20 protein-coding genes are annotated in these 20,327 nt (G+C 70.9%); 2 read left to right on the top strand and 18 right to left on the bottom strand.

Going from position 1 to position 20,327, the window contains the following annotated elements:
* From F3T56_RS47185 to F3T56_RS37440, 3 genes are all read right to left on the bottom strand, one after another.
* A partial coding sequence (locus F3T56_RS47185) for a hypothetical protein (protein ID WP_216373054.1) occupies positions 1 to 203 on the bottom strand: 203 nt, incomplete at its 3' end.
* Positions 204 to 242: 39 nt separating this feature from the next.
* A complete protein-coding gene (locus tag F3T56_RS37445; RefSeq protein WP_246204269.1) occupies positions 243 to 1,118 on the bottom strand; it encodes an alpha/beta hydrolase in 876 nt (291 codons plus the stop codon).
* Positions 1,119 to 1,404: 286 nt separating this feature from the next.
* On the bottom strand, positions 1,405 to 1,989 hold the full coding sequence (locus tag F3T56_RS37440; protein WP_149829911.1) for an NADPH-dependent FMN reductase: 585 nt from the start codon (positions 1,987 to 1,989) through the stop codon (positions 1,405 to 1,407).
* Positions 1,990 to 2,335: 346 nt separating this feature from the next.
* Between F3T56_RS37440 and F3T56_RS37435 the strand changes: the two genes are divergently transcribed.
* Both F3T56_RS37435 and F3T56_RS37430 read left to right on the top strand, forming a co-directional pair.
* Positions 2,336 to 3,085 carry a response regulator transcription factor gene (locus F3T56_RS37435; RefSeq protein WP_149829910.1) on the top strand — a complete coding sequence of 250 codons (750 nt, stop codon included), beginning with the start codon at positions 2,336 to 2,338 and terminating at the stop codon, positions 3,083 to 3,085.
* A gap of 51 nt (positions 3,086 to 3,136) precedes the next feature.
* Positions 3,137 to 4,015, top strand: a complete 879-nt coding sequence (locus F3T56_RS37430; protein ID WP_149829908.1) for a helix-turn-helix domain-containing protein — start codon at positions 3,137 to 3,139, stop codon at positions 4,013 to 4,015.
* A gap of 38 nt (positions 4,016 to 4,053) precedes the next feature.
* Here the strand turns inward: F3T56_RS37430 and F3T56_RS37425 are convergent, their stop codons facing one another.
* The 15 genes from F3T56_RS37425 to F3T56_RS37355 all read right to left on the bottom strand — a co-directional run bounded on the left by F3T56_RS37425 (position 4,054) and on the right by F3T56_RS37355 (position 20,268).
* Positions 4,054 to 4,242, bottom strand: coding sequence for a hypothetical protein (locus tag F3T56_RS37425; protein ID WP_149829907.1), 189 nt, complete (start codon positions 4,240 to 4,242; stop codon positions 4,054 to 4,056).
* Positions 4,243 to 4,254: 12 nt separating this feature from the next.
* Positions 4,255 to 5,667 (bottom strand): MFS transporter, encoded by a 1,413-nt coding sequence (locus F3T56_RS37420; protein ID WP_149829905.1) that lies wholly within the window; start codon positions 5,665 to 5,667, stop codon positions 4,255 to 4,257.
* A 91-nt stretch (positions 5,668 to 5,758) separates the two neighbouring features.
* Positions 5,759 to 8,068, bottom strand: a complete 2,310-nt coding sequence (locus F3T56_RS48640; RefSeq protein WP_149829903.1) for an SDR family oxidoreductase — start codon at positions 8,066 to 8,068, stop codon at positions 5,759 to 5,761.
* A gap of 1 nt (position 8,069) precedes the next feature.
* Positions 8,070 to 9,017, bottom strand: a complete 948-nt coding sequence (locus F3T56_RS37410; protein ID WP_149829901.1) for an aromatase/cyclase — start codon at positions 9,015 to 9,017, stop codon at positions 8,070 to 8,072.
* Positions 9,018 to 9,064: 47 nt separating this feature from the next.
* Positions 9,065 to 9,847, bottom strand: a complete 783-nt coding sequence (locus tag F3T56_RS37405) for an SDR family NAD(P)-dependent oxidoreductase (protein WP_149829900.1) — start codon at positions 9,845 to 9,847, stop codon at positions 9,065 to 9,067.
* Between the two features lie 104 nt (positions 9,848 to 9,951).
* Positions 9,952 to 10,215, bottom strand: coding sequence for an acyl carrier protein (locus tag F3T56_RS37400; RefSeq protein ID WP_149829898.1), 264 nt, complete (start codon positions 10,213 to 10,215; stop codon positions 9,952 to 9,954).
* A 106-nt stretch (positions 10,216 to 10,321) separates the two neighbouring features.
* A complete protein-coding gene (locus tag F3T56_RS37395) occupies positions 10,322 to 11,545 on the bottom strand; it encodes a ketosynthase chain-length factor (protein ID WP_149829896.1) in 1,224 nt (407 codons plus the stop codon).
* Positions 11,542 to 12,813, bottom strand: a complete 1,272-nt coding sequence (locus F3T56_RS37390; RefSeq protein ID WP_149829895.1) for a beta-ketoacyl-[acyl-carrier-protein] synthase family protein — start codon at positions 12,811 to 12,813, stop codon at positions 11,542 to 11,544. The genes F3T56_RS37395 and F3T56_RS37390 overlap by 4 nt, the downstream gene beginning before the upstream one ends.
* Positions 12,810 to 13,139, bottom strand: a complete 330-nt coding sequence (locus F3T56_RS37385; RefSeq protein WP_149829893.1) for a TcmI family type II polyketide cyclase — start codon at positions 13,137 to 13,139, stop codon at positions 12,810 to 12,812. Before F3T56_RS37385 ends, F3T56_RS37390 begins: the two co-directional genes overlap by 4 nt.
* Before the next feature lie 24 nt (positions 13,140 to 13,163).
* Positions 13,164 to 14,639: an FAD-dependent monooxygenase gene (locus F3T56_RS37380; protein ID WP_149829892.1), complete on the bottom strand. Its 1,476-nt coding sequence runs from the start codon at positions 14,637 to 14,639 to the stop codon at positions 13,164 to 13,166.
* A gap of 185 nt (positions 14,640 to 14,824) precedes the next feature.
* Positions 14,825 to 15,466, bottom strand: a complete 642-nt coding sequence (locus F3T56_RS37375; protein ID WP_149829891.1) for an antibiotic biosynthesis monooxygenase — start codon at positions 15,464 to 15,466, stop codon at positions 14,825 to 14,827.
* 131 nt (positions 15,467 to 15,597) lie between these two features.
* On the bottom strand, positions 15,598 to 16,251 hold the full coding sequence (locus F3T56_RS37370; RefSeq protein ID WP_149829890.1) for an antibiotic biosynthesis monooxygenase: 654 nt from the start codon (positions 16,249 to 16,251) through the stop codon (positions 15,598 to 15,600).
* Positions 16,252 to 16,337: 86 nt separating this feature from the next.
* Positions 16,338 to 18,062 carry an FAD-dependent monooxygenase gene (locus F3T56_RS37365; RefSeq protein WP_149829888.1) on the bottom strand — a complete coding sequence of 575 codons (1,725 nt, stop codon included), beginning with the start codon at positions 18,060 to 18,062 and terminating at the stop codon, positions 16,338 to 16,340.
* Positions 18,062 to 19,300 (bottom strand): cytochrome P450 family protein, encoded by a 1,239-nt coding sequence (locus F3T56_RS37360; RefSeq protein ID WP_149829887.1) that lies wholly within the window; start codon positions 19,298 to 19,300, stop codon positions 18,062 to 18,064. The genes F3T56_RS37365 and F3T56_RS37360 overlap by 1 nt, the downstream gene beginning before the upstream one ends.
* A gap of 56 nt (positions 19,301 to 19,356) precedes the next feature.
* Positions 19,357 to 20,268 carry an SCO6745 family protein gene (locus F3T56_RS37355; RefSeq protein WP_149829885.1) on the bottom strand — a complete coding sequence of 304 codons (912 nt, stop codon included), beginning with the start codon at positions 20,266 to 20,268 and terminating at the stop codon, positions 19,357 to 19,359.
* Positions 20,269 to 20,327: the final 59 nt, after the last annotated feature.

Here is a 20,327-nt window from a genome sequence, read left to right as displayed (position 1 = left end):
GGCCAGCAGGCGTCACACCACCGTGACCTGCAACTTTCTGCTACCACTGCGACTTTGAAATCGCCCTGCGGGCGCTCCCTCTCGCCGACGAAGAGAGGGCGGTCTGGCCCTATCTCGGCCGCAAGCGCGTGGCCGAACGAGCACTCCTCTACTACCTGGCCGACCTTGCCCAGCTCGACCAACTCAACGGAAAGTGCAGCCACTTCGACGCATTCGGCGGGGACGGTGTCGTCGTTCGATGTTCAGCGGGTGGCGCGGGCGCGGCATTCCTCCAGGAAGGACAGCACGCTCAGGTGATAGCGGCGTGCCGCGTAGCCGAGGCTGATGTTGTGTCCGGCGCCCGTCAGACGGTCGGTGCGCACCAGCGGGGAGAGCAGGGGGGCGGTCAGTTCCCGTATAGCTGCGGGGTCACAGGCCCAGAAGCGCTCGTGTTCGGCGAAGGTGAAGCGCACCGGGACACGGATGCGGTGGGCCAGTCCGGCGTACTGCCGAGGCCAGTGAGGGATCTCCTCGGCCTCGCGGGGCGGGATGGGGCCGACAAGGTGCTGCGCCAGCTGGAACGTACTGGGTGGATACAGTGCGAGCGGCCCCCAGTGCAGGCGGTGGTCGTGTCGCTGCCCGACAGCGGCGAGTTGGGTGGGCGACAGGGCCCATCGCTCACCCACTCCCGAGACGTCCACCCCCAACAGCCTGTCCTCCGGTTCCGCCGTCGCGACCGTGGTCAGGGCGAGTTTGCCGCCAAGCGAGTGGCCCACCAGAAAGAACGAGGCTCCTCGCGCACGCTCGACGGCGTACGTACGCAGCGCTGCCCGCACGCGGGCGGCCTGCTCGGCCAAGCGCATGCCGTGTGGCAGACGGCCCGCGGAAGCGCCGTAGCCGGGGCGGTCCAAGGCGAGGGCAGCGTAACCGGCCGCGGCTGCAAGGGACAGCAACGAGGTGGATGGATCGGCCTGGCCATGGAAGTAGCCCGCGCCCATTCCCCCGCCATGGAGGGCGACGAGCACGGCGCGCGGCTCCTGCCCGGGTGGAAGGGCAAGCAGCCCCGACAACCGTACGTCCCCCGCCGCCAACTCGACCTTCTCCACGACGCGGGACGACGGCGTTCGTTTCGGTGTCATCGGCGCTGGGACGGACTGTGACATGGGATCTCCGTATGTTGTCGAGCAGCCGGGGAGGACGTGAGGTGCCCCAGGGGGACCCGCCGACCTGGCCGACCCGGGTTGAGATCGGCTCGTTGAACCGCCGGGTGCGTGGCCCACAGGTTCGGCGGTGTGAGAGGAGGGACGGGCAGCCCGGCCCCTCCTGCTCGGCCTTATCTCCCGCCGCGGTGAACCGAGGCCGGCCTGCCAGGCGACGGAGCGCCCTCTCAGGGCCCGACCGTGGTGGCCGACACCATGGTGTGGATCAGAACTGGTAGGGGCGCTTGAGCCGGGCGTTGCGCAACACGTCCGCCCACCAGGCGAGTTGGTCGAGGAACGTTTTAGCCGCCACCTCCGCGCCCTGCGGCGCTCCCCCGTTGTCGAAAGCTCCCCACGCGTTGTGGAAGGAGAGCGTTTCCCGGATGGTCAGCGCGTGCACCTCCGGGAACACCTGCCGCAGATGTTCCGCGGCCCGCAGGCCCCCACCCATTCCCCCGTAAGACACAAGGCCCACCGGCTTGGCCGCCCACTCCTGCAGATGCCAGTCGATCGCGTTCTTGAGCGACGCCGGGAAGGAGTGGTTGTACTCGGGTGTGACCACCACGAAGGCGTCGGCTGCGGCCATCCGGGGCGTGATCCCGTCCTTGATGCGCTGCACCTCGGCGTCCAGGGGCCGGCCCATACCCGGGACGTCCAGAGGCAGTGGGTGATCGGCGAGGTCCAGGAGGTCCACGTCCCACCTCCCGTGCGAGACCGCCCTGGCGGCCACCCAACGGGCCACGTCGAGGCCCATCCGGCCGTTACGGACGCTGCCGACCACTACGGCCAGTCTTAAGTGCTCGTTGTTCATGCCAGTTCCTTTCACTTGGCCCTCCAGGGGCACCACGTCGCTGTCGCGTCGGCATCGGTGCCGCATCGGGGGGACGCACGCTCCTCGCCCGTGATCATAAACTTCACGGTCGGCGGCAGACTTTCTCCGGGGCGGACGGCGACAGGGATGAGCAAGAGATCCTTTGGCGCAAGGTAGTTGAGGAGCATGGTCAACCAAGGTGCCATCAACCGCACCGACCGGCCAGTACGTATGCCAGAGTCACTACGCGAACCGAAGCGTACCGGTGTCCCACACAGAGCATCCGTTCTCGAGCGAATGGGCCCTCGTTCTCCCGCCCCCCACAGCCATTCCGCAGGAGGAGCACGTGTCGCAACAGGCCAGTCGGTTTCGTACGAGCCCCGAACCGTCCAAACGGTTCGGGGCGGAAGGCACCCCCTTACCGGACACCAGCCGGTGGCAGGTGCTAGTCATCGAGGCCGACGACCGGGCGGCCAGCAGCCTCAGCAGGCACCTGGAGGAGCACGGGCACCGAGTACGCCGTGCGAGAACCGGCCTGGAGGCGCTCCGGGCACGGCAGGACGCCGAGGTGATCCTGATGGACCTTGAACTCCCCGACGTGGACGGCCTGGACATGTGCCGGTCCCTCACGGCGACCTCGGACGTCCCGCTGCTGGCCGTCACCTCTCGCGCCGACGAGACGGACCGTGTGCTGGGTCTGCGGGCCGGCGCGGACGACTACATCGTCAAGCCGTACGGCTTCCAGGAACTCCTGGCACGCATGGAGGCCGTGATGCGCCGTGCTTCCCCAACCCGCCAGGAGCAGCGGGTGTTGCGTCTGGAACCGCTCGTTCTCGATCCCGTCGTCCGCTCGGCGCAACTCCACGGCGAGCGGCTCGACCTCACCCGCAAGGAGTTCGACCTGCTGCACGTGCTCATGGTGCGGCCGGGCGCGGTGGTGAGCCGTCAGCAACTCATGCAGTGCGTATGGCAGGAGACGGAAACGGCGCAGAGCCGCACTCTGGACACCCATGTGGCCACGCTGAGACGGAAGCTCGGCTCGGCCGACTGGATCCGCACCGTGCGGGGTGTCGGCTTCCGCCTCGGCCAACCGTGACCGCGCGGGCGCACTTTCTTCCCCCCCCCAGTCCTCTCGGAAGGAACCCTCATGCCGCCACACTCTCAGGCACCCTCCGAAGCGCGTACGGATTGCGTCGGTTGCTCCTGGACGAGTCGTGAGGCGACCGGGCGAACGGCCCGGACGGCCGCCCCCGGGCTCCGGTTGTGCGGCAGCTGCCGTGACCGGCTGATCCTGCACATCACCGAGGCCGCGCACCTTTACCGCGAGTGCGGGGAGATGCTGTCCTGTACGACCCAACTGCCGTTCCGTGAGCGTACGAGCGGGGGCGGCGCGCCCACGGGCATACCCTTCAACGAGGCTGCAGCCCGGATCCGCGCCGACCTGCTTGCGCTGCTCGGCTCCTGGGCCTCGCTGGTCGCCCTGGAGCGGAACGCGGCGGCCCCGCCCCGCGACATGGAGGCCCGCGCCGCCTTCCTCAAGTCCCAGGTGGAGTGGCTCGCCGCTCACCAGGCCGCAGCCGACGTGTGCCAGGAACTCGCGGCCGCGGTCGTCGAGGCCCGGCGAGTGGCCCGCCCGGACGCGGCTCCCGGACGGCTCCACCTGGGGCCCTGCCCCGAACCTCGGTGCGCCGGAGAGCTGGTCGCCACGGCACACGCCACCCTCGGCGAGAGCCCTGACCTCGTCACCTGTACGGCGGAGGAGCGCCATTGCTGGCCGAGCCGGCAGTGGACCCTGCTGGTGCGCCGGATGGCTGCCGCCCGCGCCGACGAAGGCGGCCGGCAGCCGGAGCGCTGGCTGGGCGTAGACCACATTGCCCGGGTGTTCCAGGTGTCCACCGGCACGGTGTACCGGCTCGCCTCCGAGCACGGCTGGGGTCGCTGCCGCCGGGGCGGGCGCACCTACTACCGCGAGTCTGAGGTGCACTCCGTCTTCGCCCGCCGGGTGGAGCGCGCGGGCCGGGGCTGACCGCCCCGCTCGGGACGACGGCGGAGAACCACCGAGACTCAGTCGATGCCCCGGACGATGTGGGACTCCGCGTCGTCCCGGTCCTCCTCCCCTGCGAGCAAAGGTGATTCGCCCTTCTCCGGTACGGCGGTGAAACCCGGAACGGACGCGTGCGACGCGCGCGCCGGGCCGCCTACCGCCGGGCGTGGGGATCCGGTCCCCACCACGAGCGGTTCACGGGAGCTCATGACGTCCTCCTTTCACGAGGGTGATCGGGACGAATCGCCGGGCCGCAGCCCGCCGAGCGCGGAGAGCCAACCGAGCGCGGCGACGATGACCACGGCGGTCAGTACCGGTTTGTGGGCCGACGCCGCCGGACCGGACGCGGAAGGCAGCAGGGCGGCCGTCAGCGCCAGGAACAGGGCGGCCCCGGCCTGGACCGCTGTCTGATATGCCGCGCTCGCCCGGCCCTTGCCGCTGTCCGGTACGCCGACGGTGGCCTGGGTGTTGAGCGCGGCGAAGGCCAGGACGAACCCGGCGCCGACCAGGAGGAGTGCGGGGAGCAGCCCGGTCGGGTAGGGGGCCGTCAGCCCTCGGTGCCACAGCAGGACGAATCCGGCCAGGGCCAGCGACATCCCTGCGGCGATCGGACGCCGGGTGCCGAACCGCCCTATCATCCGGCCGGAGTGCAGGGCGGAGCAGGCGAGCGGGGCACTCGCGGGCAGAAACGCCAGCGCCGTCCACAACGGGCCGTGCCCCGCCCGCCACTGAAGGTGGAGGGTGGCCGTCAGTAGCGTGCTCAGGTAGGCCCCGTTGAGGCAAGCCGCCACGAGCGCCGCGCGCGCGAGACCGGGGGCGCGCAGCAGCGAAGCCGGGACGAGCGGTCGGGACACCACGCGTTCACGAAGGCCGAGGGTGGCGAACAGGGTCACGGAGAGCAGCAGCAGGCCGCTCCCGCGCGGCCCCGTCCAGCCGTCGGCGGGCACCAGGGTGAACCCGCCCACCAGAGCGGTGAGGGCGCCGGTGAGCAGGAGGGCCCCGGCGGCGTCGGGGCGGCCCGTGCCCGCGCCGGGAGCCGGTGTGTCCCGGGGGATGACCCGAGTCCCGACGACGAAGAGCACGGTGACGACAGGCGCCGGGAAGGCCAGGGCCCACCGCCAGTCCCACTCTGTGAGCAGGCCTGACAGCGGGAGACCCACCGTGAAGCCGGCCGCCCCGAAGAGGGCGTACACAGACACGGCGCGCCGCCGGACCGGTCCCTCGGTGAAAGCGGAGGTGATGATGGCGAGCCCCATGGGCGCGGTGAGGGCAGCGCAGCACCCCTTGACGAAACGGGTGACCACGAGCACGACCGGATCCGTCGCGACCGCGCCGGCCAGCGAGGCCGCGGCGAACAGGGCCAGGGCCACCAGGTAGGTCCGGCGCCGGCCCCGGCGCTCCGCGAGCTGCGGGCCGTACAGCAGCAGCCCGGCGAAGCCCAGGGCGAAGCCGCTCATCGTCCATTGGACGCCCTGCGGCGGCAGACCCAGATCCGCGCCGATGGCTGGCGCGGCGACGACGAGTACGGAGACCTCCAACGCGTCGAGCAGCATGTTGCCCGCGAGAACGGCGAGCAGGGCCCACCGCCGCAGCCCTGCCGCGGCAGTGGGCAGCGGGGCCGTGGATGACGTCATGGTCCTCTCCCCGTGGATTGGTCGACCGGATGTGGGGTGGTGGACGGGGCATGTCCGGGGCCCGGCACACGGCCGGACCCTCGGACGGGGCTCAGCCGAGCAGCGTGCCGCCGGTGGCGTCGAGGAAGGCCCCGGTGACCCAGCGGGCGTCGTCGCTGGCGAGGAACGCCACGACGTCGGCGACGTCCTCCGGCTCGCCCACCCGGTTGAACACGGACAGCCCGGCCATCTGTTCGACGGCCTCGGGGATGCCGAAGACCGGGTTGCTGTTGCGGGTGATGCCCGGCGCGACGCTGTTGACGGTGATGCCCCGCGGACCCAGGTACTTGGCGAAGTGCAGGGCGAGCTGTTCGACCGCGCCCTTCGTCATGGCGTAGGCGATCTCGTCCGGGTTGGCGACTCGCGTCAGCCCGGACGAGATGCTGACAATGCGCCCGCCGTCGGGCATGTTCCGCAGCGCCCGCTGGATGAGGAAGAAGGGAGCCTTCGCGTTCACGGCCACCAGCCGGTCGAACTGTTCGGGTGTGGTGTCCTCCACCGCCACTCCACCCATTTCACCGGCATTGTTGACGAGGATGTTCAGGTCGGCGACGCCGACGCGCTCCTTGAGGCCCGCCTCGAGCCCCAGGAAGAGCTCGTGAACGTCGCCCGGCGTGCCCAGTTCGGCGCGGACCGCGAAGGCGCTCCCGCCGTCCTTCTCGATGGCCGCCACGGTGTCGTCGGCCGCGTTCTTGTTCGTCGCGTAGTGCACGGCGACCAGCGCGCCCTCGCGGGCCAGGCGGACGGCCGTGGCCCGGCCGATGCCGCGGCTTGATCCGGTGACCAGCGCCGTCTTTCCTGTGAGCTTGCCCATCGGGTTCCTTTCGTTCGTCTGTCCCGCGAACCCGGAGGCCGCGGGGAATGTCGTACGGACGGCCGGCGCGTCGGCCGTCCCGAACCAGCGCTCCAGCGCGTCACCAAGGCCCTCGGTGCCCTGGCCTGCCCAGACAACGTGGCCGTCGGGGCGCACCAGCACCGCTCCGGTGCCGGTCGGCGATCCGGACCGCCCACCACCGGCACCGCGTGCCGTGAGGACGCGGTCCGCGCGGCTCGCAGCGGCCCGGCGCAGGGCAGCGGTCCGTGTCTCGTCGCCGTCGAGCCGGAGCAGCAGCCCCTTGCCCGTGCGCAGCGCCTCGGCCGAGGTGAGGGGCTCACCGTCCGCGCCGGCCAGAGGGGCGAGCGGCAGCCGTGCGCCGAGGAGGCGGTGGTTGCCAAGACCGGCGTCGTAGCGGACATCGAGACCGCCGACCATCCCGGCGAGATGGGCACGGGTCTCTTCATAGGTGATCAGCTCGGCCATGACCGCTCGGACGGACTCGGTTTCCGGACCGCCCATCAGCAGCGTGGCCTGGGCTCGGATGTTGGCCAGGACCCGGGCGCCGACCGGGTGCCGTTCACTGTGGTAGGTGTCCAGGAGTTCCGGATGCGCCTTGCCGCGCACCTGCTGGGCCAGCTTCCAGCCGAGGTTCACGGCGTCCTGGAGCCCCAGGTTCAGGGCCTGACCGCCGATCGGCATCTGGCGATGCGCCGCGTCACCGGCCAGCAGAACCCGGCCGTCGCGGTAGGTGGCCGCCTGCCGGGTCGTGTCGTCGAAGGAGTTGACCCACAGCGGGGTACCGGACGCGATGTCCTCGCCGGTGACCCGTCGCCAGGCGGCGGCGAGTGCGTCGAAGCCGGCCGGTATCGTGCGCTCGCGGGGCGGGGTGCCGAACTCGTGGACCATCACCCGGGTGACCCCGTCGGCGCGCCGGGCCGCGATGGCCAGGCCCCGGTCCAGCCGCTGGAAACGGCGGTCGGGCACGTCGAGACCGGCGACGTCGGCCCGGAGGAGTTCGCGTTCCGCAGCCTGGCCCGGGAAACCGATGCCGGCCAGTTGCCGTACGCTGCTGCGCTCGCCGTCGCAGCCGACTAGGTAGCGGGCGCGCAACCGGACGGTGCCCCCCGCCGATTCCACCTCGGCCTCGATGTGGTCCCGGTGCCGGGCCAGGGCCCGCAGCCGGTGACCGCGCAGCAGCCGCGCTCCCAGTTCGGCCGCCCGCGCCCCGAGCAGCTCCTCGGTACGCGTCTGGGGGACCTTCCACTGCCCGGGGTGGGTGCTCGGAAGCGTCAGATCCAGGGGGATGCCACCGAAGTGGCCGCGCGGTTCGTTCGGCACCGTGCCCAGCCGGTCGAGCAGGCCCCGGGAGCCGAGGATCTCCATGGTGCGAGCGTGCAGCGTGGAGGCCCGGGACTCGGTGGTGGGCTCGTCCCGCTGCTCGACGACGAGCACCTCGGCGCCGCCCAGCCGGAGTTCACCGGCGAGCATCAGCCCGACCGGGCCGGCGCCGACGACGAGCACCTCCGTGTCGAGTGCGGCGCCCATGTCAGCGCTTGGCCTCGGCGTACTCCTTGGCATGCTGGAGCGTGGCGCGGCTGTTGGTGCTGAGCGCGGTACGGACGTATTCGCGGGCGCGGGCCACGTCGGCGTCCGAGCCGAGGACCTCGGTGATGTTCGCGGTGTTGAGCACGACGGTGTGCTGCGAGGTGGCTGCGACGCCGCCTTCGGTCTCCTCAAAGGTCCACACGCCGGTGTGCAGGGTCATCAGCGCGGGCAGCGTGACCTGCTTGTAGGCGATCTTGCGGTGGGGGAAGCAGACTCGGTGAGACTTGGTGGTGTGGGTGGAACCGTCCTTGGCTCGGGTGTCCATCTCCAGGGTCTGCATGCCCGGGGTGGCCTCCGTCAGCCGTACGGAGGCCACGTGCGGCAGCCGCTCGGACCAGTGGTGTGCGTCGTTGATGAAGTCGTACGCGTCCTTGGCCGATCCGGCGATGTGCACGGTGTCCTCGAAGGAGAAAGTGAGGTCGGCCATGGCGTGGGCGCGTTCGATGTTCTCCTTCAGCGCCGCGAGCTCGGACTGCGAGTTGCGGTCGACGGCCTGCTCGATCCACTCCAGCGAGGCCGGGTCGTCGTCGACGGCCCGGTAGTCGTGCAGCAGGCGGATGCGGCTGGTCGCCGCGTCGCGTTCCTCGACGATCCACGCTCCGCCCATCTCGGCGACGGGCGGGGTGGAGACCTCCTGGCGGAAGTCGATGCGCCGGGCTACTTCGTCCAGGGTGCGGCGTGAGGTCCAGTTCTTGGCCTCTCCGTTGGCGGTCGCCCAGATACGGATGCGCTCGCACTCGGCGCCGCGCTCCACATGGTCGACGTAGAGCGTAGGAGGGAAGATCCGTGGCCAGTTGGCCACCTCGGCGATCAGGCGGTAGACGGCGACGGCGGGCGCCGAGACGATGATCTCGTGCTCGACCTCGCGCAGTGCGGTGGACTGCGGCATGTTCAAGTCTCCTCGGTCGGTGTTCGAGGGTGGGCGGGCGACGTGGCTCAGAAGTTGCCGAGGCCGCCGCAGACGTTCAGGGCCTGGGAGGTGATGGACGCGGCGGAATCGGAGGCCAGGTAACCCACCAGGCCTGCGACTTCGGCGGGGGTGGAGTAGCGGCCGAGCGGGATCTTCGTCTGGAACTTCTCCAGGACGGTCCCCTCGTCGGTGCTCCAGGCCGCGGCGTAACCGGCGCGCACGCGCTGCGCCATGGGGGTCTCCACGTAGCCGGGGCAGACCGCGTTGACGGTTATGCCTGTGGGCGCCAGCTCGTTGCCGAGGGCCTTGGTGAAGCCGACGACGCCGTGCTTGGAGGCGGAGTACGGAGCACCGAGCACCACGCCCTGCTTGCCCGCGGTGGACGCGATGTTGATGATGCGGCCGCGGCTCTTGAACCGCATCCGGCCAGTGTTGAGCACTTCGCGGGTCATCCGGAAGACACTGTTGAGGTTGGTGTCGATCACGTCGTGCCACAGCTCGTCGCCGATGTCGGCAGTGACGCCGCCACCGCTCCGGCCGGCGTTGTTGACCAGGACGTCGACGCTGCCGTGGCGGGCCACGGCGGCCTTTACGAAGGCGTGCACGCCGGCGTCGTCGCGCACGTCCAGTTCGGTGCCGTGCGCGTCGATGCCCTCGGCGCGGAGCTGCTTGACGGTGGCGACAACGTTCTCGGCGTTGCGGGCACCGAGGAAGACCGTGTGGCCCTGCTCTCCGAGCAAGCGCGCGACGGCCAGCCCGATGCCGCTGGTGGCACCGGTGACGAGAGCGAGACGAGGGGCTGAGGACATGGGGACTCCGTAGGTCGGGGCCCTGAGTGCCTGATCGGCCTCAACGGGCGTGGCTTCGGTGGCGCAGGTAAGGGTCCGCCGGGCGGCCGGGGTGACGGAACGGGTCAGGCGGCGGCCGCAGTGATGTGCCGGTTGACGATGCCGATGAGCCCGCGCGGGGTGGCGGCGTCCGTCAGGGCGGAGTCGTCCAGGGTGATGGCCCACTCACGCTCGATGCGGCTGCCCGTCTCCAGCAGGGCGAGGGACTCGTATCCCAGGTCGGTGAAGGAGGTGTCCAGGATGTCGCCGTCCAAGTCCACACCCTCTGCGGCGCCCGCCCCCTCAAGGAGGATGCGCTTGAGGTCGTCCAAGGTGAATGAAGCAGACATGTCTTCCTTGTGTCCTTCCGTGTCCTTCGTGGCAGGTGGTGCCGGCGGCTCCACGCCGTGGTGCGCGGATCCGTGGTGGGGCGGGGCCGGGCACGGCCCGGACCGTTCAGTCGGCCGCGCGCAGCACCGCGGCGGAGTTGAACCCGCCGTGACCGCGGGCCAGGACCAGGGCGCAGCGCACCTCGGCGGTGCGTGGCTCGCCGGTCACAAGGTCCAGGCCGTAGCCGGGATCGGGTCGGCTGTGCACGGTGGGCGGGATGATCCCCTCCGCCATGGCCAGCAGGGTGGTGGCGACGTCCAGTGGTGCCGCGCCCGAGTAGAGGCGGCCCGTCATGGTCTTGGGAGCGGTGACGGGCACCCCCCGCTCACCGAAAACGGCCCGCAGCGCGTCGGCCTCGGCCCGGTCGAGTTCAGGAACGGCGGCGGCGTCCGCGAAGACAACGTCCACAACGGCGGGGGTGGCGTCGGCGTCCGCGAGGGCGATCCGTATCGCGCGTTCCAGCCCGCCCGTCCCGTCGCGGCTGGGGGCCGCGTCGAAGGTGGACGCACAGCCGTCGAGGGTGCCGTAGACATGGGCGCCGCGCCGGCGGGCCGCCTTCGTGTCCTCCAGGACGAGGAGGGCGCCGCCCTCACCGGGCACGTGCCCCGAAGCATCCCGGTCGAAGGGCAGAAAGGCCCGTTCGGGACGGTCGCGGGTGCTGAGCCGGCCGCTGGTGAGCATGGCCGCCCAGCCCCAGGGGCAGATCGAGGCGTCCACGGCTCCGGACAGGACCAGTCCGGTTCCCTTGCGGATGGCGCGCCGTGCCTGGGCGAGGGCATCCAGCCCGCCGGCCCCGTCGGCCACCAGCACGCCGCTGGGGCCCTTCATGTTGTTGCGGATGGAGATCTGGCCGCTGTTGACCGCGTAGAACCAGGCGAAGGACTGATAGGCGCTCACGTGCTGGCTGCCCTGGCTCCACAGTTTGCGCAGTTCGTTCTGGCCGAACTCGAAGCCGCCGGAGGAGGCGGCGGTGATCACGCCCATGTCGAAGCCGTCCCGTGCGGACGGGTCCACGTCGGCGTCCGCGAGCGCCCAGTCGGCCGCCGCCAGGGCGAGCCGTGTCATGTGGTCGGTCTGGGGAAGCAGTCGGCTGGGCAGGTGATCGGCCGCCTCGAATCCGGGCACCTCGCCCGCCAGTGTCGCCGGATACCCGTCCGTCCGGAACCGGGACACCGGGCCGATTCCGCTCTTGCCGACGCGGGTGGCCGCCCAGTAGTCCTCCGTGCCGAGGCCGTTGGGCGCGGCCACGCCCAGCCCGGTGATGGCCACCGATGTCGCGGCGGGGCTCATGCCGGGCTCCTCTCGGGCCGGGCCAGCACCATCGCGGACTGGAAACCGCCGAAGCCGCTTCCGACGGTCAGCACGGTGTCAGTGACGTGCTCACGCGCGGTCAGCGGTACGTAGTCCAGGTCGCACTCCGGGTCGGGGGTGTGCAGGTTGGCGGTGGGCGGGACGACGTTGTGCTCCATTGCCAGGACGCATGCGGCGATCTCGATGGAGCCGATGGCGCCCAGCGAGTGGCCGACCATGGACTTGATGGAGCTGACGGGCACCGCGTACGCGTGTGCGCCCAGGCTCCGTTTGAAGGCGGCGGTCTCGTGCCGGTCGTTCTGCTTGGTGCCAGAGCCGTGGGCGTTGATGTAGTCGACGTCCTGCGGGGCCAGCCGGGCCTCGTTGAGGGAGCTGCGGATGGCCTCCGCCATCTCGGCGCCGTCCGGGCGCAGTCCGGTCATGTGGTAGGCGTTGGAACGGGTGGCGTAGCCAGCGATTTCGGCATAGACGTGCGTCCCGCGGCGGCGTGCGCTCTCCAGCTCCTCCAGAACGAAGAACGCGGAGCCTTCGCCCAGGACGAAGCCGTTGCGGGTGCCGTCGAAGGGCCGCGACGCGGTGCCGGGGTCGTTGGTACGGGGCGTGGTCGCTTTGATCGCGTCGAAGCAGGCCATGGTGATGGGGGAGATCGGCGCGTCGGAGGCGCCGGCCACCATCACGTCGGCGCTGCCCTCGCGGATGAGCTCCACGGCGTGGCCGACCGAGTCGATCCCGGACGTACAGCCGGTGGACACCACGGCGACGGGGCCGTGCGCTCCGGCGGACCGGGCCACCTCGGCCGCGAAGGAGCTCGGTACGAACGCCTCGTACAGATGGGGCGGTGCGTAGCGGTGGTCCACCAGTTCCAGTCGACCGCCGTCGCTGACGACGCGGTACTCCTCGTCGAGGGTCATCGTCGCGCCCACCGCGGTACCGACGACGACGCCGGTGCGATACGGGTCGATGCCCGCGTCGGTCATGGCACTGTCGGCCAGGGCCTCCCGAGCCGCGACCACGGCCAGTTGAGCGGCCCGGTCCATGCGCCGGATCTCCTGCGGGGAGAGACCGTGTTCCTCCGGGACGAAGTCGATCTCGGCGGCCACCCTGGACCGGAAGGGCGAAGGGTCGAAGAAGGTGATGCCGCGGGTCGCGGTGCGTCCCTCGCTCAGTAGGCTCCAGAAGTGCTTGGCGCCCACACCACCGGGGGCGACGACGCCTACACCGGTGACGGCCACGCGCCGGGCACTCACTGCTTCGCCTCCCAGGTGTAGAAGCGGGTGGCCATGGCGTCCTTCGGGGAGCGCCAGGTCGTTGGGTCGTAGGCCTGCACGAAGGGCTTGAGGTCATCGCTGATGCGGACGAAGCGAGGGTCGTCCTTGGCGTTCTCGATGCGCGAGCCGCCGTCGTCCGTGTCGAAGTCCTGGAGGTGAAAGTAGAGGCCACGGTAGGAGAAGAGCTGCCGGCGGCGGGTGCCCATGCGGTGGGGCATCTCGGTGTCGTCGAAGGCCTTGAACAGTTCGGCGACCTGCCCGGCGGACTCGGGCGCGAGCCGGGCAACGATCAGGGTGCTGTGCATGGATGGTCTCCCGTGGTGGAGGGGTCAGGCGGTCCGGGCGGGGCCGAACCACCGTGCGAGTGAGGTGGGCAGGTCCTGGTGGCAGCCGGGCGCCGCCCAGGCGACATGGCCGTCGGGCCGCAGCAGCACGGCCGAGGTGTTCGCCAGGTCCCCTTGCGAGGGCTTCCTCGGGGTGGCCGTGACGATGTCGACGCGGTCGCTCCAGTCGAGGGCCCGGCGCCGTACATGGGGGTTGTCCGCCAGGTCCAGCAGGACGCCGCGGCCAGGCCTGAGTAACTCGGTGCTGCTGGTGGCGCCGCGGGCAGCCGTCAGCGGCAGGTTCGGCATGCGCAGGCCGAGCAGCGGATGGTCGCCGCCGCCCAGGTCGTAGCGGATCTCAAGGCCGGAGACCATGGCGGCCAGATGCCGTGCGACCGGCGTATACGCGATCAGTTCCTTCATGACGTCGCGCAGAGGCTGCATCTCCGGTCCGGAGAGGAAGAGCAGGCCCTGCGCGCGGGTGTTCAGCAGCAGACGCGTGCCGACGGGGTGGCGCTCGGTGTGGTACGTGTCGAGCAGTTCCTCGCCGGCCCGGCCCCGGACGACCGCGGCGAGCTTCCAACCGAGGTTGACGGCGTCCTGGATGCTGGTATTCATGCCCTGCCCACCGGCCGGCAGATGGATGTGGGCGGCGTCTCCCGCGAGCAGGACACGACCGAGCCGATACGTCGTGACCTGCCGGGTGGCGTCCCCGAAGGAACTGACCCACACCGGTTCACCGTGCGAGATGTCCTCCCCTGTGACCCGCTTCCAGCCGGCGACCACTTCCTCGTAGGAGGGGGCCGTGGTACGGCGCTGCGGAGGGGTGCCGCGTTCACACAGGATGAGCCGGGTGACACCGCCGGGCAGCGGGCCGACCATGACCATGCCGCCCTCGAAGGTCTCACCGATCATCCGGGGTGCCAGCTCCAGGCCGCGCACGTCGGCGAGGAACATCTCCATCGTGGCGGCGGTGCCGGGGAAGTCGAACCCGGCCGCCTTGCGGACCATGCTGCGCCCGCCGTCACAGCCGACCAGGTATCGGGCTGTCAGCCGTACCGAGTCACCGTCCGGAGTGCGCACCTCAGCAGTGACGTGGTCGCCCTCGCCGGTGACGGAAAGCACCTCGTGGCTGCGGCGCAGGTCACCCCCAAGGTCGCCGACCCAGGCTTCCAGGGCGGCCTCGGTGTGGGACTGGGGAACGGTCTTGGCGGCCTGGTGGGCGCCCTCGAGCACGCCGAAGTCGACGGGCAGCCCGCCGAAGTGGCCGACGTTGCTGGTCTCCACCTCCCCGAAGCGGCTCAGCAGGCCACGCTGGTCGAAGACCTCCATCGTGCGGGCGGTGAAACCCAGTCCCCGTGACTCGCCGGTCCGTTCGGGGAGTTTCTCCAGCGTGATGACGTCCACGCCTGCCAGGCGCAGCTCGCCGGTGAGCATGAGCCCGGCCGGACCGGCGCCCACGACGATCACATCTGTGTCCATCTGCATCTCCTCCTTGACCCAGGGCCGGCGTCCACACGGGCAGGCGGCGAACGGCCGGCGGTCGTCCGGCACGCGCAGGGCCCCTGTCCGGACGACTGATCCGAGGGATCGCCGTTCGGACAGGGGCCCTGCCCACCAATGTCAGCCCGTTCGGAGCGCTCTGTCCCGAAGCGGATGTCTTTCTGTCAGCGCACCACCGAGTCGGCCAGGCGGTAGCGCTTGCCCCCGATGCCGCGAACTCCGGGCATGGTGAGCGCCTCGAAGCACTCCTTGGGGCGCTCGCTCTGCATGAAGCGCTCGTGGGACTCCTCGTCCACCCACTGCGCCCAGTTGAGAACTCGCGTGCCGTCCACACTGATGTGGAAGTGCGAGGAGACCAGGCCGGGGAACGGCGTGCCGAGCGGTCCGTCCAGCAGGTTGTCCGCCGCGCGCCGCTGCCGCTCCCGGCCGTCGACGTCGAAGACAGGTGGAACGAGCAGAGTGGGGACGCTTCCGGGTTCCAGGACCCGGCCCCGGTACAGCCGGTACCGGACGGGTTCGACGGCGTCGGGCTCCCTCTCGTACCGGCCGGTGTCGCGGACGTACTCGCGGTAGACCTCGTCGGAGGTCCACTGCGCGTACGTCAGCACGTTCTCCGCCTCGGTGCAGGTGAAGACGCTCATCGAGAGCATGCCCTCCGGGAGCGGTCCTTCCCGGTAGGGGGCCATGACTCGTTCGGCCTCGGCACGCTGGGCGTCGGCTGAGCCCACGTACAGCGGCGTGACCAGGACTATGCCGCAGTCGGAGCGGCTGACGTCCGGGAAGGGGGCCGTCGTCGGAGGGGTCATGCGCGGGTTCTCCTCGGTGTCGGGAACTGTCCGGGGCATGGCCTTCACAAGCGCGAACTCCTCTGCCCCGCCTGCAGGTTAACCTTCCCGAGGTGCCTGATCGGGCCCGGTTGAGGGCGGTTTCCGGACGTTCACGAGCCGAGGCTCCGGTGCAGGTGGTAGCGCCTGAAGCCGATCGGGCGCACGCCCGGCGTCTGTTCCGTGACCCGCAGATTGCCGTGCCGTGTGCCGCCCTCCAGGAACGCGACGTGTGCCTCGTCGGTCGTCCACTCCGCGAAGTTGGTCACCCGTGTCCCGTCGACGCTCAGGTGGAAATGGGAGCCGATCATGCCCGCGTGCTCGTCCGCCGGCGCCTCCTCGAGCCGGCGTGCGATGGAATCCACGATGAACCGCTGGCGTTCGGGCCCGTCCACGTCGAACATGGCGGTGACGAGCGCCCCCGGCGGCTCGGCCGCGAGCTCCGTCACCACGCTGCGGTGCAGCCGGTACTCGACGGGCTCCCTACGGGCGACGGCGACGGGCAGGGCACCGACAAACCGCCGGTACGTGGTGGCACCGGAGCACTGCGTGTATGTCATCACCGTGTCGCCCTCCACGCTCAGGTAGCACGAGAAGGTGAGGACCTCCTCGGGCCACGGGGCCCGCCGCCAGGCGTCCGTGACCTCGTCGAGCACGGACCGCGCCCGGTCGGGGTCTCCCACGTACCAGTGGCTGACGAAGACCGCGCGGGCGTCGGGGCGCGCGATGTCCGGCGTGGTGGTCTGTTCGGCAACGCTGTCGGTCATGGTCGTCTCCACGAGGGCTGGTCCTCTCCCGTACGTCCGGGTTGCGCGCGAGGTGTTCCGTACGAAGGTTCGTCCTTGCTGGGGGCTCACACCGAGGCCTGGCCGAAGTGGCGGCGCAGGGCCGTCTCGAGGTCGCCGTCGGCGCTCGTCCACGCCACATACCCGTCCGGCCTGACCAGGAGGGCGTCCGTGCCGGATAGCTTGCTCACTTCGGGGTCGTTGGCGAGACGGGCGGTCACCACGTCGACCCGGTCCTTCCAGCCCTCGGCGACGGCCGTGCGGCTGTGGTCCGGACCGAGCAGCAGGAGCACTCCTCGGGCCGGGTGGAGCAGTTCCATGCTGGTGACCCGGCCGCCGTCCGGCAGGGCGAGAGGGGTCCTCGGCAGCCGCTGGCCGAGCAGCGGGTGGTCGCCCGGGCCGACGTCGTAGCGGATGTCGAGTCCGCTGACCATGCCGGCCAGTTCCCGGGCCGCCTCCTCACCCTGGAAGATGTGGCTGAGCACCTCGCGCAGCGGCTGCATCTCCTCGCCGCCGAGGAACAGTGCCGCCTGGGCGCGCGTGCTGCGCACCAACTCCGCGCCGACGGGGTGCCGTTCGGCGTGGTATGCGTCCAGGACGGACTCATCCGCGCGGCTCGTCACCACGGCTCCCAGCCGCCAGCCCAGGTTCACGGCGTCCTGGATGCTCACGTTCATGCCCTGACCGCCGGCCGGCAGGTGCACGTGCGCGGCGTCGCCGGCCAGCAGGACTCGGCCGCGCCGGTACTCGCTCGCCTGCCGGGCCGCGTCCCCGAAGGAGCTCACCCAGACGGGTGTGGCCCCGGAGATGTCGTCTCCGCTGACCCGCTGCCACGCCTCGGCCACTTCGTGAAACTCGGGCGGCCCGGAACGTGCCCTGGGCGGCCTACCGCGTTCATGTACGACCACCCGCATCACCCCGTTGGGCAGCGGTGCCGCGAGGAGCATGCCCTTGGGGCGCCGCCCTCCCGACCACAGGGGGTCCAACTTCAGGCCGCGGACGTCGGCGAGCAGCAGCTCCGTCGTCGCGTCGGTACCGGGGAAGTCGAAGCCGTTCGACCGGCGTACAAGGCTGCGACCGCCGTCGCACCCCACCAGGTAGGGCGCGGTCAGCCGCTGCTCCCCGGCGGCCGTCTCCACCCCGACCGTGACCTGACCGCCCTCGTCCTTTACGGCGACCACCCGGTGCCCGTAGCGGAGTTCGACGCCGAGTTCCTGCGCCCACTTGCCCAGTACCGCCACAGTGCGCGCCTGGGAGACACCGGTGGCGCTCGCGTGCGCGCCGTCCCCGACCGCGTAGTCCACCGGCACGCTCCCGAAGTGGCCGCCCGGCGCCCTCCCGAGAGGGCCGAACCTCTCCAGCAGCCCCCGCTGCTCGAAAACCTCCAGGGTGCGGGCCGTGAACCCCATGCCGCGGGACTCGGAGCTGGGGCCGCCCTCCTTCTCCAGGACCACGACAGCCGCTCCGGCCAGCCGCAGCTCCGCGGCGAGCATGAGCCCCGCCGGGCCGGCCCCGACGACGATCACATCCCATTCCATGCCTGGGTGCGCCTTTCGTACCTGGCTCTGTGTCGTGGTCACCGTGATCGCGCCGGCCGGGCAGCACTCGGCGATCTCCCGCAGCCGCGTCAGCTCGGTGTCGTCACCCACGTCGTGCCCCTCGCTCTCCCCGTTCCCGGTGGTGCGGAAGACGGCGTGTCCGTCGTCGGCTAGCTCGAACAGCGTGGGTTCCATCGCCTCGCACATCCCGGTGCCGAAGCAGAGTGTCCGGTCCACGTGTGCCACGGCTCGCATCACGGCTCTCCGTGCTCCGCCCGCGGGGTGACGGGAAGCGAGGTCAGCCGCCGGATGGCCCAGTTCTCGATGTAGTGCACCTGGTCCCGGGGCACCGCGAGCGTCAGGCCGGGGAAGCGGGTCACCAGGGCGGGGATCGCGATCTCGCCCTCCATCCGCGCCAGGGCGGCGCCGATGCAGTTGTGCAGCCCGTGTCCGAAGGCGACGTGGCGCGGGCTCTCGCCGGTGAAACGGAGGCGGTCCGGCTCGGCGAAGCGCCGCGGATCGCGGTTGGCCGCGAGCAGCCCGGCGATCACGGGGGCGCCAGCGGGCAGCTTGACGCCCGACAGTTCCACCGGCTCCGTGGTGACCCGGAACAGCGCCGTGTGCAAGGCTCCTTCGTAGCGCAGCAGTTCCTCCACGGCACTCCTGGCCAGGCCGGGCCCCGTGCGCAACCGGGCGCGTTCCCCGGGATTGTCCAGCAGCGCGTAGGTGGCGTTGCCGATGAAGCCGCGTACCGTGTCGCTGCCGCCCATGATGAATGCGGCGACCAGGCCGGTCAGTTCGTCGCCGTCGAGCCGGTTGTCCTCGTCGCGGGCCTGGATCAAGGCCGAGGTCAGGTCGTCGGCGGGGTGGCGCCGCTTGTCCTCGACGAGTTCCGCGGCGTACTCGCAGATCCTGCCGAACGCCGCCGGGACGCGGTGCATCAGGGCCGGGTCGGAGGGAAACGCCTCGTTGAGGGCGGTGACGAGTTCACGGTGCCGCTCGATGCGGAAGCCGAGGATGGCGCTCAGCACCCCGGCCGAAACCTCGCCCGCGTAGTCGTCCATCACGTCGAAGGTGTCGCGCCGGGCACAGTCGTCCAGCACGTGGTCGACGACGGACCGTACGGTGTCCCGCCACTGCTCGACCCGTCGGGTGGTGAACGCACTCATCGCCAGCCTGCGCAGTCGCGTGTGGTCCGGCGGATCGATGACGGCGATGCCCCGCTCGAGGATCGTCCCGGCGGCGCTGACCAGCCCCGCCTCACGGAAGTCGTCGCCCGCCCAGGCGCCGGTCTCCGCGCTGAACCGGGAGTCGGCGAGGACCGCCCTGACGTCGTCGTACCGCGTCACCATCCAGGTCCGGACCTCGCCGACCGGGAAGAGGAACTCGTGGACGGGGGAATGGTCGCGGAGCCAGGTCAGGGTGGGGTGCGGATTCTGGTAGTACGCGGGCGAGAACAGTGCCGGAACGCCCGGTGCCAGGGCTGACGTCATGTTCGGTCCTCTCTCCGGGGGGGGGGGGCGGTCGCACGCGTTGCGGGCGGCGCGCCTCACAGGTCGTTCCACTTCTCGGTGGGCGGGGCGAAGAAGTCACGCAGCGGGGGAGGGAACACTCCGGCGTCCGCCGCGCTGTTGACCAGTCCGTGTACGAACCTCGCCAGCTTCTCGGTGCGCTCGCCGCCCAGGGCCTCGTAGGGCTGCCGGTCGAGCCTGCTGGTGTCGTACTCGATCTCGTCGCGCAGTTCGGCTCCCTGCGCGGTCAGCCTGCCCTGGCCGTCGATGAGGCCGCTCGCGGCCAGGTGGTCGCGAGCAGCCGACCACTCCTCCTCGGTCCAGCCGCGCATCGGCATGACGATCTCCTTCGGCATGCCGTGACCGCTGGCGCAGTCGATGACCAGCGACCGGATGCCCGTGACCTCGAACCAGTCGAGCACCGCGACATGTCCGTCCCCGCGGTGCTCGCGCAGAAGCGTCGCGGCGTGCCACAGGGCCACGTGCGGTTCGTCCGGCCGGGCCAGGGCGGCGTTGGCGGCGTGGAGGGGCCGGCCTGCGAGCAGCCCCGCCGCGGCGGCCTCGGTGGCCAGTTCGGCTGCATCCGCCATAGCCCGCGAGTCGACGACGGCCCGTCCCAGCAGGCGCTGCAGAACCGTGCCCGCGGCCTTCTGGCGGGCCTCGACGGCCCGCTCCGGTGAGACGCTGTCCCATACTCCGGGCACTCTGGAGGCTACGAAGCCGGGTGCGAAGGAGTTGAACACGCCGGTGACCAGCTCGGAGCCGACCGCCCCGAGCGGCGCGGCACGGCCCGCCATGTAGACGCTGGAGTGCTCCTCGACGCCGAAGGGAGCGAGTTCCTCACGCAGGTCGGCGGTGAAGTAGAGGATGGAATGCAGGCTGTTCAACGCCTGTGCGCAACGACGCGCGTACGGCACGGGATCGGCCGACGCCGGATATCTCGATTGCATGGCTCCTCGGAAGTATCGGTGCGAAAGGGGTGAAACGGGATGAACAGGACACGTCGCAC

This window comes from Streptomyces tailanensis (assembly GCF_008386495.1).
Taxonomy (GTDB): domain Bacteria; phylum Actinomycetota; class Actinomycetes; order Streptomycetales; family Streptomycetaceae; genus Streptomyces; species Streptomyces tailanensis.
This window is presented reverse-complemented; position numbering and strand designations above follow the sequence as displayed.

What these genes read in the sequence shown, in the direction of transcription:
- F3T56_RS37375 (WP_149829891.1), bottom strand. Translation starts at nt 15,466, where the DNA reads ATGACCCCTCCGACGACGGCCCCCTTCCCGGACGTCAGCCGCTCCGAC.
- F3T56_RS37430 (WP_149829908.1), top strand. Translation starts at nt 3,137, where the DNA reads ATGCCGCCACACTCTCAGGCACCCTCCGAAGCGCGTACGGATTGCGTC.
- F3T56_RS48640 (WP_149829903.1), bottom strand. Translation starts at nt 8,068, where the DNA reads ATGGGCGCCGCACTCGACACGGAGGTGCTCGTCGTCGGCGCCGGCCCG.
- F3T56_RS37385 (WP_149829893.1), bottom strand. Translation starts at nt 13,139, where the DNA reads ATGCACAGCACCCTGATCGTTGCCCGGCTCGCGCCCGAGTCCGCCGGG.
- F3T56_RS37380 (WP_149829892.1), bottom strand. Translation starts at nt 14,639, where the DNA reads ATGGACACAGATGTGATCGTCGTGGGCGCCGGTCCGGCCGGGCTCATG.
- F3T56_RS37445 (WP_246204269.1), bottom strand. Translation starts at nt 1,118, where the DNA reads ATGACACCGAAACGAACGCCGTCGTCCCGCGTCGTGGAGAAGGTCGAG.
- F3T56_RS37400 (WP_149829898.1), bottom strand. Translation starts at nt 10,215, where the DNA reads ATGTCTGCTTCATTCACCTTGGACGACCTCAAGCGCATCCTCCTTGAG.
- F3T56_RS37355 (WP_149829885.1), bottom strand. Translation starts at nt 20,268, where the DNA reads ATGCAATCGAGATATCCGGCGTCGGCCGATCCCGTGCCGTACGCGCGT.
- F3T56_RS37360 (WP_149829887.1), bottom strand. Translation starts at nt 19,300, where the DNA reads ATGACGTCAGCCCTGGCACCGGGCGTTCCGGCACTGTTCTCGCCCGCG.
- F3T56_RS37440 (WP_149829911.1), bottom strand. Translation starts at nt 1,989, where the DNA reads ATGAACAACGAGCACTTAAGACTGGCCGTAGTGGTCGGCAGCGTCCGT.
- F3T56_RS37420 (WP_149829905.1), bottom strand. Translation starts at nt 5,667, where the DNA reads ATGACGTCATCCACGGCCCCGCTGCCCACTGCCGCGGCAGGGCTGCGG.
- F3T56_RS37425 (WP_149829907.1), bottom strand. Translation starts at nt 4,242, where the DNA reads ATGAGCTCCCGTGAACCGCTCGTGGTGGGGACCGGATCCCCACGCCCG.
- F3T56_RS37405 (WP_149829900.1), bottom strand. Translation starts at nt 9,847, where the DNA reads ATGTCCTCAGCCCCTCGTCTCGCTCTCGTCACCGGTGCCACCAGCGGC.
- F3T56_RS37370 (WP_149829890.1), bottom strand. Translation starts at nt 16,251, where the DNA reads ATGACCGACAGCGTTGCCGAACAGACCACCACGCCGGACATCGCGCGC.
- F3T56_RS37410 (WP_149829901.1), bottom strand. Translation starts at nt 9,017, where the DNA reads ATGCCGCAGTCCACCGCACTGCGCGAGGTCGAGCACGAGATCATCGTC.
- F3T56_RS37395 (WP_149829896.1), bottom strand. Translation starts at nt 11,545, where the DNA reads ATGAGCCCCGCCGCGACATCGGTGGCCATCACCGGGCTGGGCGTGGCC.
- F3T56_RS37365 (WP_149829888.1), bottom strand. Translation starts at nt 18,062, where the DNA reads ATGCGAGCCGTGGCACACGTGGACCGGACACTCTGCTTCGGCACCGGG.